Origin of the sequence: Oceanobacillus neutriphilus, assembly GCF_014645515.1 — a bacterium.
Taxonomy (GTDB): domain Bacteria; phylum Bacillota; class Bacilli; order Bacillales; family Amphibacillaceae; genus Oceanobacillus; species Oceanobacillus neutriphilus.
The window spans coordinates 64,397-76,809 of sequence record NZ_BMLW01000014.1 but is presented as its reverse complement, the minus strand read 5'-3'; the positions used below and the strand labels follow the sequence as shown (position 1 = coordinate 76,809).

The following is a 12,413-nucleotide window of genomic DNA, read 5'->3' as shown; positions in this document are numbered from 1 at the left end:
ATGTTTCCGATGGGGCGAGTAATCGCAAAAGCTCTTTGGTGGGATGAGTAATCGCAGTCCCAGTCCCAGGTCGTGCAAGTGCAGGCGTTGTGACAACGCTTTTCGATGGGGTGAGTAATCTTAGGCCCCAGGAGTCACAGGTTTAGCCTGCGAACCACTTAGGAGTCTTCGTGGTTGGTCTGCGCTCAATTAGGCTTCTACAGCGAATGAAATAATCGCTTTTTGCTTGATGAAAAGATCATTTTGGTGTTTCAAATGGTTGATTTGGTAATTTAGGTGATGATACGGCATGAATAGTAAATATCTGGAATAGCTTTTATGGACAAGAAGTAAGCGTGACGGGACATTTTTATATGCACCACGAAAAAGATGTTCTGTTCTGGCAATTTAACAGGGACTCTGCGCTTTTTAGTTAATCATGATATGATATAAAAAACATTACTCTTAAAACAACCATGATAATCAAATAGGAGGATTTACCTATGAATGTACTCTTCGTATGTACAGGAAATACATGTCGCAGTCCTATGGCAGAAGCACTATTACAGCAGCGGGCGCCAGCAGATATGTATGTGAAATCCTGTGGAATTACAGCTATGCCCGGCGCTCCAGCAAGCAGCCAGACAGCAGAGATTCTAAGAGAACAGGGTATTAAAATGAATCATCAGGCTTCCCCGATCAGTGAAGAATTAGTTCAGTGGGCAGATCTTATCCTTACAATGACGGCTTCGCATAAGGAAATGGTCTGGGCTAAATACCCGGAAGAAAGAAAAAAGACATATACACTTAAAGAATTTGCACTACATGCCGATATACAAATATGGAATCAATTAGAAAAAGCCTATACAGAATTGGAAGAAAAAAGAAAGCGCTGTTTAGATCAATTGGACGCAAAAATAGATCCGGCACAACAGAATCAGCTCTTGTATGAAGCATGCCATGAAGAGCTTGAAACGATTCACGGCTTAAAAAGCCAGCTGATTCATTCGGATATTGCTGATCCATTTGGTGGTCCAATAGCGTATTACCTGGAAACGAAGCAGGAAATTGAAACGTGTCTGAATCAATGGCTGTCTCCCGAAGAGTAAATGACTTTGGATGGTTTTAAAGCGTGGAATTTCGTGAAATCTTCGTAAACCAAAGAGAGAAAAGACATCAGTATATTTGCTGAAAAAACTTATGCCGGGTTTTTGAATGCGCTGATCGCTTTTTGTCCACATTCCCTTTCTGTTTAGAGCTGGAAGCTTATGAAAAAAACTTCATTCCATGGAGTTTTACAGACAACTATTTATGATAAATACCGGCAGCGAGCGAAAGAAAGTTTACATGGGGGAGTGGAAGGTTTAATGGGGAATAAATATCGGTTTAGTTTAAGGTTAAAGCTGGTAGTGTTTACAACTTTTTTAGCACTTATCACGTATACAACAAGTGCGATTTTTATTTATTTTTTATTTGACTATATACAGTCATGGATTAATGTATCACAGCAGACCTTTGTTATTGTAACATTGCTGTTAGGTGTAGTCTGGTCTGGAATCCTTGCATTTTTTGCAGCGAGATGGATTACGAAGCCTTTGCAGAAATTAGAGCAGATTACAGGAGAGGCAGCAAAAGGAAATCTGGAGCTGCAGGTAGAAATACCAAAATCTGATGATGAGATTAAATCCTTGTCTGTTGCTGTAAACAGTATGCTGCAAAGCTTAAACAAAATGGTGACAAATATTGACCAGCATTTTGAGGAAACGAATGAAACAGTAACTCAGTTGAAAGAGGCTTCAAACAGGGCAACACAGCACTCTGCAGCAATTGGCGAATCTATCACCGAAATTTCAGACGGGGCAGAGAACTCTTCACGTGCGACACAGGAAACAGTGGGTTCTATTGAAATAGCAACGGGATTAGCCAAAGAGGTACAGAATAAAGCAGAGGTATCCAAAGAGCAATCTAACTCTATGATTAATATGCTGGAAGAAGGTCAAAATGTTGTGAAACAGCTTGTTGATGGCATTCAGCGTATTGCGGTTGAGCAGGAAGGTTCATTAGAAGACGTGAATCACTTAAGCAAGAGCACGATGGAGATTGAAGGAATTATTACTTTAGTCGGCGAAATTGCAGAACAAACTAACTTATTAGCCTTAAATGCTTCTATTGAAGCTGCCAGGGCAGGCGAGCACGGGAAAGGCTTTGCTGTTGTTGCAGAAGAAGTACGAAAACTGGCTGATCAAAGCGGGAAAGCGGTTAATGATATCTCAACGTTATTGCTTTCTATCCAGGGTGATGTCAAACAGGTAGCAACAAAAATAAATACGAATGTGAAGTCTGCGCGTGAAGAAGTGGACCGTGGAGAAAATACAAATCGTACCATTGCTAAAATGGGCAGCACCGTAACGGAAACAGCTACGCAGATTGATACGATTTATAAATTAGTGGAGCAGCAGCTGCAATCGATTCAAAATACAGCCAATCAGTCTCAGGAAGTAGCAGCAATTGCCGAAGAAACATCTGCTGGAACACAAGAAGTTAATGCTGCGATTCAGGAACAGGTTGTAACGATGGAGCAAGTAGATCGATTGGCACGTGAGATGGAGGAGCATGCAGGAGGTTTGAGAGAGCAGATTAAACAATTCAAGGTGAAGCAGATGACTGAATCTGCCAGTATTACACCTCTGGAGCCCTTAAATGCCAACAAGGAAACTTTAGAAGAAACCAGTCATCAAGATGTATCGTAATTTTTAAAAAATCATGGTATGCTATAAATGATTCTATTATTTACTGTGTCAAACGGGGAAATGGAACGAATGACTGTAAAGGTGTGTGTCATTTATGATAATTAAAGACTTGAAGCAGGTTATTGACGAGTGGCTGGCGCTGGACTATCTGCGGAAAGATGAGATAGTTGTCATCGGCTGCTCGACAAGTGAAGTAGCTGGTCAGCCTATCGGGACGAGCGGAAGTACAGAAATCGCGAAAACGATTTATGAGCAGATGTCAAAGCTGCAAAAACAAACAGGGGTCCATCTAGCTTTTCAATGCTGCGAACACTTAAACCGGTCTCTTGTCGTAGAGAGACAGACAGCTATACAGTATGGGCTGGAAGAAGTGGCTGTCGTGCCTGTTCCAAAAGCCGGCGGATCGATGGCAAGCTATGCTTATCAGCAAATGGAAAGCCCGGCTGTTGTTGAAAATATAAGCGCGCATGCCGGGATAGACATTGGAGAAACAATGATTGGTATGCACTTAAAACCAGTAGCTGTTCCGCTTAAGCTAAAGCAGCGAACAATTGGCCATGCCAGAGTCCGCACTGCACGGACCCGTCCGAAATTGATTGGCGGGCATCGGGCATTTTACGGAGAGAATCCATCTAGATAATAAAGGATGTTCAAAAAGCCCAATAAAAATGACGCGGCGAATTTCTTCGTTGACAAACTATTTCCAATGGGACTGCGATTACTCGTCCCACCAAGAGCGTTACTCACGTATTTAAAAGCATACGCTCCGTTTGGAAATAGCTTGTCGCCTTGAACTTCTTGGTCCTATTTATCGTACTTTTTGAACATGTATTATAATAGATTGGATTCTTTATTCCTTCTCTCTCAGTTTGGACAATAAATAATAATTTTCATACTTTACCTTACATAGGAGGCTGTACACGAATGATGGAATATGTAAAACAAGCAGATAATGAAGTTTTTCAGGCAATGTTACAGGAGAAAGAGCGTCAGCAGGATAAAATTGAGCTGATTGCTTCCGAAAACTTTGTATCCAAAGCAGTTATGGATGCAATGGGTTCCATACTTACGAATAAATATGCAGAAGGTTATCCACATAAACGCTATTACGGCGGCTGTGAGTATGTTGATGTTGTAGAGGATCTTGCAAGAGAACGTGCCAAGCAAATATTCGGTGCAGATCATGCGAATGTACAGCCTCACTCTGGTTCCCAGGCGAATATGGCAATTTATTTCGCTTTTCTTGAGCCGGGAGATACGGTATTAGGAATGAATTTAAACCACGGCGGACATTTAACACATGGAAGCCCGGTTAACTTCAGTGGCGGTTTATACAATTTTGTTGACTATGGTGTGGATAAAGAAACAGAGCAGCTGGATTATGACGCTGTTCTGGAAAAAGCAAAAGAAGTAAAACCGAAATTGATTGTTGCCGGTGCAAGTGCGTATTCTCGAAGCATCGATTTTAAAAAGTTCAGAGAGATTGCCGATGCTGTCGGTGCTTATCTGATGGTTGATATGGCACATATCGCCGGATTAGTTGCTACAGGCCACCATGAAAATCCGGTTCCATATGCTGATTTTGTTACCACAACAACGCATAAAACACTGCGCGGACCACGCGGAGGCATGATTCTTTGTAAAGAAGAATATGCTAAAAAAATTGATAAAGCTATCTTCCCGGGAATTCAGGGAGGACCTTTAATGCACATCATCGCAGCAAAGGCAGTTTCCTTTAAAGAAGTCTTATCCGATGATTTCAAAGCATACTCCGGTAACATTATCGACAATGCTAAAACGCTTGGCGATGCACTGCAAAAAGAAGGCATCCGTATCGTATCAGGCGGAACAGACAATCATTTATTATTATTAGACGTTACACCATTGAACCTTACTGGAAAAGTAGCTGAAAAAGCTTTAGATGATATTGGCGTAACAACAAACAAAAATACAATTCCATTCGACACCGAAAGCCCATTCGTAACCAGCGGCGTCCGCATCGGAACCGCAGCAGTAACAACCCGCGGATTCGGCATCGAAGAAATGAAAGAAATAGCAGAAATCATCTCACTTACATTAAAAAATTACGAAGACGAAGCAAAACTAAAAGAAGCCAAAGAACGCGTACAAGCACTAACAGAAAAATTCCCACTGTACAAATAAATTATCCCCAATGTGGATAATAGATTACTATTTTAAAATAAAAAAGCAAATAATCCACAGAGTACTCAACAATTACTCTGTGGATTATTTATTTCTATATGCAATTTTTACTGGTTATAATAGGTACATAAGTTTTGCTTTTTTAAATTATTTGCTTGGTTTTTATAATAAAAGAATCAACTTTCGCACATTAAAAAGTAACTTCCTATCCATAGGAACAAGGGTTGATCATTTCTTCCATATATATGTTGACAAAGATAGAAGGTAAAGTGTAAAGCGACCGCTACGGAGGACTGTTTTGCTTTCCTAGGGGCACGCTCTTCAGCTAACTTTTGCCAAGAAGATCACTTGGCAAAAGTGGATCTTCAGATGGTGCTAATCCCTGTCCAGCTACAAGCGTCAAAAACTAGACAACTTCCCGACAGCGCCCTACGATAAAGAAGACTTAGCGACTGGCAAGCCGTCAGGCGCAGACAGAGCTAAAGTCGCGCTTATGCCCCGCGGGTGAAAGTCATCATCCGTTCGTAAACTCACGGTGATTCCTTTATCTCAGTTGCTTCGGTCCAGTTGTTATGTTTTTAAACGACGCTTTCCGCTTTTCTTTCAGGAGTCAAAACGGTCCGCCTCCGCTAGCAGGGTATTCTATACTGAAATAATTGAACAAATAAAAGGCAGATCTGACAGAACGAATTTTCGTGTTGCATGGTAAAGGTAAACATGCTCGGCAATCCTTATTTTTGGTGCATGAAAGCTATTCTCGATATGGATTATTCATGCTGTCATGATTTGAACTGCTAGAAACCGTTTGAAACGCCAGCATGATTGCTTATTTAGGCTAAAAACGATGATTTTCATCTAACTATTATTTCTTCCAAGTGCTATAGAATCCTATTAGAGCGCAGGCCAACCACGTAGACTCCTATGGGAACAGGGCGAGCTGAAGATCCACTTGAAAAGCGGGTTTCTTTTCAAGTTAGCTGAAGCCGTCCCCATGGAAAGCGTAGTGGTTGGCCGGAGCGAAAGTTGAGTGAAAGATAACAATCTTTAGTTAGACGTTACAACCAGCGTAGTGTATTTCCGGAGCGCCGGTCAGAAAAGTATTTTAATTCAAAGCATATCTATTTTATTTTGTACTAATACCAACTTGATTTCTCCATAAATCAAAGCGATAATAAAAAGGAAATTAAAATTTTTAAAATAAACTATTAATAATACGATAAGAATATTAACTTGAAAGCACACATGATTTTCAGTACAATTTGAACGATATATAATTTTAGGGAGTGATCGGCATGAGTAATGTATTTGTATTTGACCATCCGTTAATTCAACATAAATTAACGTATATTCGTGATAAAAATACAGGAACAAAAGAATTTCGCGAGCTTGTGGATGAAGTTGCAATGCTAATGGCATTTGAAATTACAAGAGACTTACCAACATCTGATGTAGAAGTGGAAACACCAGTAACTACATCAAAATCAAAAGTATTGGCTGGTAAAAAACTTGGATTAGTACCTATTCTTCGTGCTGGTTTAGGAATGGTAGATGGAGTGCGGAAATTAATCCCGGCAGCAAAAGTTGGACATGTCGGCTTATACCGTGATCCAGAAACATTGAAACCCGTAGAATACTACGTCAAATTACCGAATGATATTGAAGAGCGTGAGCTTATCGTAATTGATCCAATGCTCGCGACAGGCGGGTCGGCCAATGATGCAATCGGTGCTTTGAAAAAACGCGGTGCCAAAAACATTCGTTTGATGTGCCTGATTGCTGCTCCAGAGGGCGTGAAAGCAGTACAGGAGGAGCATCCGGACGTGGATATTTACTTAGCAGCATTAGATGAACGGCTTGATGACCATGGTTATATTATTCCTGGTCTTGGAGATGCGGGAGACCGTTTATTTGGAACTAAATAACAGAACGAAAAACAGACTGGATATAACATTCAGTCTGTTTTTGTACCCACAAGAAAATCACAGCTCCAATTCCTGTGGATAAACATCAGAAAACATCCTCTAAACATGTTGCGTATAACTTTAAAAGGTTAAAAATTTGCATAAAATAATATCTATCCACGAAAACTACTCTACAGAGGTGGAGATGTTATGTGGAAAAAGATGATATGCTTTATTGCTGTCTGCCTGATTTTCATGCAGATGCAAATTGATAATAATACGCATGCTGAAGAGCTTAAGCAAACACTCATCATAGAAGTGGAAGGCGACCCCAATAAAGTAAAAGAGGAAATAGAAGCTTATCATCCATTTGTTGATGTAGTAGCGGTATACGATATTGTTTTTAAGGGTCTGGCAGTGGAAGGGAAAGCAGAACAATTAGCCGGACTGGGTTCGATAGAACAGATAAAGGCATTTCATCAGAATCAAACCTATCAGGCACTGCCTTCCCAGGCTGATAACGCGGATGTCGTTGAAAAGCTGGATCCTTCCACGTCTAAAGCCTATGATTTGAATAAAACATCTTACACCGGTAAGGGAGTTAAGGTCGGCATTATTGATACAGGGATTGATTATAATCATCCAGATTTAGAGAAAAATTATCAGGGCGGCTATGATCTCGTTGATTTTGATGATGAGCCGATGGAAACAACACCGGAGGAAGGCCCCGCCACTTCACATGGAACGCACGTTGCAGGAATCATTGCCGGTGATGGGGATATGAAAGGTGTAGCTCCTGATGCAGAAATTTACGCATATCGTGCATTGGGACCTGGAGGGACAGGCTCTACCGTTCAAGTATTAGCAGCTATGGAAAAAGCGATAGAAGATGACGTCGATATTATTAACCTTTCATTAGGAAATGACGTAAATGTTCCTGATTACCCAACAAGTATTGCCGTTAATCGTGCCAGCGAGCTTGGGATTATTGTTGTGATTGCCAATGGAAACAGCGGTCCCGACGCATGGACAGTCGGATCACCTGCAACAGCAGACCGGTCTGTATCAGTAGGAGCATCCACGACACCGCAGAAAAGTCCTGTGCTTGTGGATACATTTGAAAAGAAAGAGATTCCTTTAGTAGAAGCTGTAGGCGCTCCTGCGTGGGAGCTGAATCGTTCTTACCAGATGATAGATATGGATAATATGAAACAGGGACAATCCATGCGTGGAAAAATTGCTTTAACCAGACGTAAGGAAATACCTTTCTTTGAATTGGCGCTGCAGGCTGAAAGTATGGGAGCAGAAGCTTTAATTATCTATAATTCGGAGTCCGGTCCTCTGCAGGCATCTGTTCAGAATAACCGGCAGCCTGTAAATATTCCGGTTGCTTCTATTCAAAAGAAAGAGGGGGAATGGCTGCAGTCGCAAGTAAATCAAGGTATTTATTTTATCGATGCTGCTCAAAAAGACAATGTATTAACGATTGCTCCCTTCAGTTCCAGAGGGCCGGTTGCTGTCCAATGGGCGATTAAGCCGGATATTTCAGCACCCGGGGCTGCTATTTGGAGTACTGTTCCAGGAGGATATCAGGCAATGAATGGAACCAGTATGGCCTCCCCTCATGTGGCAGGAGCCTTTGCTGTTTTGAAAGAGGCACATCCAGACTGGACAGACAAGCAGCTGATCGGTGCTCTTAAAACAACTGCAGAGCCTTTTGAAGAAAACGAGAGCCGCTTAAATGCAACGATTCAGGGAATGGGGCTCCTGCAGCTGGATGGTGCAGTAAACACTCCTGCAATTATCTATGACCCCCAATTGGAATTTGGCAAGCTGAACAGCTACCAGGAAGAGTTTACGGAAACGGTAACAATAGAAAATAAATCGGAGAAAGAACAAACATATTATTTTGAAACACCGGAACGGAAGGATGGTTTAGTGTGGGGGCTTCCACAGACCTTCATTATTCAGCCGGGAGAACAAAAGGAAATAACGCTGAAGCTGTCAATGAACAGGGACCGGCTCGAAGAAGGAGTCCATGAAGGATGGCTGACACTCAGAGAGGCCGGGAAAAGCTACGCTCTGCCGTACATTATTGTAAATCAGGAGGCAGATCAGCCTAAGACAGCAGGCTTTGAATTTTATCTGGAGCCCTTCGAAAATGAAAATTATAAGTATCAATATTACTTAACGGAACCAGTGAAGAGCCTGGATATCAGCCTGTACCAGCCGGAGACTTTCGTATTTGAACGGAAGCTGCTTGAAGAAGCAGAGCTGGAAGAAGGAATGCACGAAGGAGTCCTCGGCAAAAAAGAAGCCGGAGCGTCCGGATATTATCTTGCATTAATTACTGCTGAGCTTGAGAATGGAAAATTTGAACAGGTGGAGACGATGATTTTTATACAGTAAAAATGAACAGGAATTCGACAGTTTTTTCTAGTCAAAAAGTTAAGTTCACAAAACTGTCAAATTGAACTGGAAGCATTTGTGAATCTCTTTGCTGGAAAAGGGATTCACAAGTGCTTATTTAATTAGCATAAAGCTTGATTTGAAGCAATTTATTACGGTTTGAGAAATACCTCGTATATTGCGTTATACACATTGACAACTGTTACAGGCGTATTGTAAACTTATTTAGTGTGGAGAAAAAGGCAGAGCCCATATGAAATTTTGATGCTTTCTGAAGGATGCTGACAGCATTTCTCTGCTTTCTATACATAGATGCAAATAGTATGTAACACCTCCGCATCTAAGACTACAAGTAGTATTGCCTAGCAAGAAATTCCCCAACTTGATTGAAAACGGATGCAAACCTACGTTCTGACATAGTAGTGTATCTAGTTGACGGGCAGCATTAGGAGTGAAACAGCAATCATGTTTAATTTTGATAGTATGATTACCCGTCAGCGGAAATGGATGCTTTATTGGTTAGCAATCTTAGTACTTTGCGCTGGATTTCTACCCTATACCCGGATCTTTCTCGGTTTAATCCTAGGTAGTAGTATTAGTCTTTATAACTTGTGGTTACTGCAATACAAGTCAGACAAATTTGGGAAAACTGTTGCAGCAGGCCAAAAGCCAAGAACTGGACTGGGCACCTTTACAAGAATGGCTGCCGCTGTCTTAGCAGTTCTCATAGCGATGCGTTTTGATGAGTATTTTCATCTTTATGCTGTAATCATAGGGATTGTTTCTTCTTACGTGATTATGATGATAGATTACATTCTTTATCAAATTATAATTATCATACGTAACAGCAAAGAAGACTAATCCTTCCAGTATTCCATTTTTACTTACAAATAGTTTTAGTAAAGGGGTGATAATTTTGGATCACGAAAGTCCAATAGTACATGATATCTTTGGGATACCAGGTGCAGATTTAAATCTTTCCAACCTTTTAATGACTTTTATTGTATCACTCATTGTTTTTGTTTTTTGTGTATGGGGAAGCAGAAAACTGCAAATGAAGCCTAAAGGAATGCAGAACTTTATGGAATGGGCAGTAGAGTTTGTAAGAGGCATTATAAAAGACAATATGGATTGGAAAACAGGAAGATTATTTCTTCCGCTTGGGTTGACATTAATCTTTTATATCTTAGTAAGTAATCTTATTGGGGTAGCAACTGCCGGAGTCGTAGGGCACACCTTATGGTGGAAATCCCCGACAGCAGACGCGGTACTGACGTTGACGTTATCAACAACAATCATACTGCTGACGCATTACTACGGTATCAAAATTCAGGGTACAAAAGCTTATTTAAAAACGTATGTAACCCCAGTATGGTTTATGTTTCCATTTAAAATTGTGGAAGAATTCACAAATACTTTAACGTTAGGTCTTCGTTTATTTGGTAACATTTACGCTGGAGAAATTTTATTAGGACTCTTGGTAGGCTTAGCAACGACAAGTGCAACAGGATTCTTCTTATCTGCACTGCCGATGTTGGCATGGCAAGGTTTCAGTGTGTTTATTGGTGGAATTCAGTCATACGTATTCGTAATGTTAACGATGGTGTATATGTCTCACAAAGTGAACACAGAGCATTAAATAAAAATTATAATTTATTGGTTTACACATAAAAAGGAGGAAATTATTCATGGGAGCTTTAGCAGCAGGGATAGCAATAGGCTTAGCAGCACTAGGTGCTGGTGTAGGTAACGGTTTAATCGTAGGTAGAACAGTAGAAGGAATCGCACGTCAGCCAGAATTAAGAGGTACACTTACAGGAACAATGTTTATCGGGGTAGCACTTGTTGAGGCAGTTCCGATTATCGCGGCCGTTATTGCATTTATGGTTATGTAATTCGTGCTTCATTTTTCAAAAGTATAATGGCGAAGTTTGTCTCAGAGAGAATCTTCGCCTTTCCTTTATGCAAGAAATTAATTGTGGTTTATATAACTTTATAGAGTAAGACATGAATATTAAATGTATACGATTTTTCGTGCTTAATAAATCGATTAGAGAAAGCTGTATAGGTGGTAGCAGCTGCTTCTCTATTTCGGGGTAACGTCTTAGTGAAAGGAGTTGGGTTCGTGCATTCATATATTGATTCATTAACAATTGGCGCCAATGTCGGTGGTTTACAATGGGTAGATATGCTGGTTCAGCTGTTTTTCTTCTTAGTACTCCTTGCATTGCTGAAAAAATTCGCTTGGGGTCCATTGATGAATATAATGGAAAAACGTGAGAAGTATGTGGCGGATGAAATTGAAGAAGCCGAAAGAAGCAGAGCTGAAGCCGAAAAAGCTTCTAAAGAAGCAGCTGATCAGCTAAATCAGGTTAGAGCAGAAGCTCAAAAAATGATTGAAGATGCAAAATCAGCAGGCACCAGTCAACAGGAACAGATTATTGCAGCTGCGAAGAAAGAAGCAGAACGCATTAAAGAAGCTGCTCAGGCAGATATTCAAAACGAGAAAGAAAGAGCGATTCAGGCATTACAGGATAAGGTGGCATCTCTATCTGTATTGATCGCAAGTAAAGTAATTGAGAAAGAATTAAGCGAGCAGGATCAAGAGAAGTTGATCAACGAATACATTAAAGAGGTAGGAGAAGAGCGATGAGTAATGTAGCAGTTGCAAAACGATACGCAGATGCTCTTTTCAGCCTTGCAGCAGAACAGCAAAAATTAGAACAGTTTGTCGCAGACTTTAAAGTTGTACAGCCTGTTTTTCAGAATGATAAAAAATTAGCTAAATTCCTGACGCATCCAAAAATTGATAATGCAAAAAAGAAACAGCTTGTAGTTGAAGCATTCCAAGGGGTAGACCAAACCATTTTGAATACACTTCAATTACTTGTGGATCGCCATCGAACAACGATCATTCCAACCATTATCGACGAGTTCATTTCTTTAGTAAATGATGCAAAAGGAATGGCAGATGCTACAGTATATTCGACACGCCAATTATCGGACGATGAAAAGAATCATTTAGAGCGTTCTTTTGCTGTCCGGTTAGGTAAAAGCGCAGTTCAACTGAACAATATCGTCGATCCTTCCGTTCTTGGCGGGATGAAAATCAGAGTTGGAAATACGATTTATGACGGTACGGTGAAAGGGAAACTGGATCGAATCTCCCGTAGTATTGTGTCTGCTAATAAATGATGATAGGGGTGAAATG

The 12,413-nt window shown here is 40.7% G+C and carries 11 protein-coding genes; all 11 read left to right on the top strand.

Annotated features, from left to right (window positions below):
• Positions 1-482 precede the first annotated feature (482 nt).
• The 11 genes from IEX29_RS20915 to IEX29_RS20865 all read left to right on the top strand — a co-directional run bounded on the left by IEX29_RS20915 (position 483) and on the right by IEX29_RS20865 (position 12,397).
• Positions 483-1,088 carry a low molecular weight protein arginine phosphatase gene (locus IEX29_RS20915; protein ID WP_188736908.1) on the top strand — a complete coding sequence of 202 codons (606 nt, stop codon included), beginning with the start codon at positions 483-485 and terminating at the stop codon, positions 1,086-1,088.
• Between the two features lie 258 nt (positions 1,089-1,346).
• Positions 1,347-2,729 carry a methyl-accepting chemotaxis protein gene (locus IEX29_RS20910; RefSeq protein ID WP_188737056.1) on the top strand — a complete coding sequence of 461 codons (1,383 nt, stop codon included), beginning with the start codon at positions 1,347-1,349 and terminating at the stop codon, positions 2,727-2,729.
• Between the two features lie 100 nt (positions 2,730-2,829).
• On the top strand, positions 2,830-3,369 hold the full coding sequence (locus IEX29_RS20905; RefSeq protein WP_373290711.1) for a TIGR01440 family protein: 540 nt from the start codon (positions 2,830-2,832) through the stop codon (positions 3,367-3,369).
• Between the two features lie 287 nt (positions 3,370-3,656).
• Entirely contained in the window at positions 3,657-4,892 is a 1,236-nt protein-coding gene (gene glyA / locus IEX29_RS20900) for a serine hydroxymethyltransferase (RefSeq protein ID WP_188737055.1), read from the top strand.
• 1,292 nt (positions 4,893-6,184) lie between these two features.
• Positions 6,185-6,814, top strand: coding sequence for a uracil phosphoribosyltransferase (gene upp, locus IEX29_RS20895; RefSeq protein WP_147212435.1), 630 nt, complete (start codon positions 6,185-6,187; stop codon positions 6,812-6,814).
• Between the two features lie 189 nt (positions 6,815-7,003).
• Complete coding sequence (locus IEX29_RS20890) at positions 7,004-9,202, top strand: S8 family serine peptidase (protein ID WP_308423660.1); 2,199 nt, start codon at positions 7,004-7,006, stop codon at positions 9,200-9,202.
• Between the two features lie 465 nt (positions 9,203-9,667).
• Complete coding sequence (locus IEX29_RS20885; protein WP_188736904.1) at positions 9,668-10,063, top strand: ATP synthase subunit I; 396 nt, start codon at positions 9,668-9,670, stop codon at positions 10,061-10,063.
• A 55-nt stretch (positions 10,064-10,118) separates the two neighbouring features.
• Complete coding sequence (atpB, locus tag IEX29_RS20880) at positions 10,119-10,841, top strand: F0F1 ATP synthase subunit A (RefSeq protein WP_188736903.1); 723 nt, start codon at positions 10,119-10,121, stop codon at positions 10,839-10,841.
• A gap of 49 nt (positions 10,842-10,890) precedes the next feature.
• On the top strand, positions 10,891-11,097 hold the full coding sequence (atpE, locus tag IEX29_RS20875; protein WP_188736900.1) for a F0F1 ATP synthase subunit C: 207 nt from the start codon (positions 10,891-10,893) through the stop codon (positions 11,095-11,097).
• 230 nt (positions 11,098-11,327) lie between these two features.
• Positions 11,328-11,855, top strand: coding sequence for a F0F1 ATP synthase subunit B (locus IEX29_RS20870; RefSeq protein ID WP_188736898.1), 528 nt, complete (start codon positions 11,328-11,330; stop codon positions 11,853-11,855).
• Complete coding sequence (locus IEX29_RS20865) at positions 11,852-12,397, top strand: F0F1 ATP synthase subunit delta (protein ID WP_188736896.1); 546 nt, start codon at positions 11,852-11,854, stop codon at positions 12,395-12,397. Before IEX29_RS20870 ends, IEX29_RS20865 begins: the two co-directional genes overlap by 4 nt.
• Positions 12,398-12,413: the final 16 nt, after the last annotated feature.

Excerpts from the sequence above, each read along its gene's own strand:
- upp (WP_147212435.1), top strand. The coding sequence starts at position 6,185 with ATGAGTAATGTATTTGTATTTGACCATCCGTTAATTCAACATAAATTA.
- IEX29_RS20915 (WP_188736908.1), top strand. The coding sequence starts at position 483 with ATGAATGTACTCTTCGTATGTACAGGAAATACATGTCGCAGTCCTATG.
- IEX29_RS20865 (WP_188736896.1), top strand. The coding sequence starts at position 11,852 with ATGAGTAATGTAGCAGTTGCAAAACGATACGCAGATGCTCTTTTCAGC.
- IEX29_RS20910 (WP_188737056.1), top strand. The coding sequence starts at position 1,347 with ATGGGGAATAAATATCGGTTTAGTTTAAGGTTAAAGCTGGTAGTGTTT.
- IEX29_RS20890 (WP_308423660.1), top strand. The coding sequence starts at position 7,004 with ATGTGGAAAAAGATGATATGCTTTATTGCTGTCTGCCTGATTTTCATG.
- IEX29_RS20885 (WP_188736904.1), top strand. The coding sequence starts at position 9,668 with ATGTTTAATTTTGATAGTATGATTACCCGTCAGCGGAAATGGATGCTT.
- glyA (WP_188737055.1), top strand. The coding sequence starts at position 3,657 with ATGGAATATGTAAAACAAGCAGATAATGAAGTTTTTCAGGCAATGTTA.
- atpE (WP_188736900.1), top strand. The coding sequence starts at position 10,891 with ATGGGAGCTTTAGCAGCAGGGATAGCAATAGGCTTAGCAGCACTAGGT.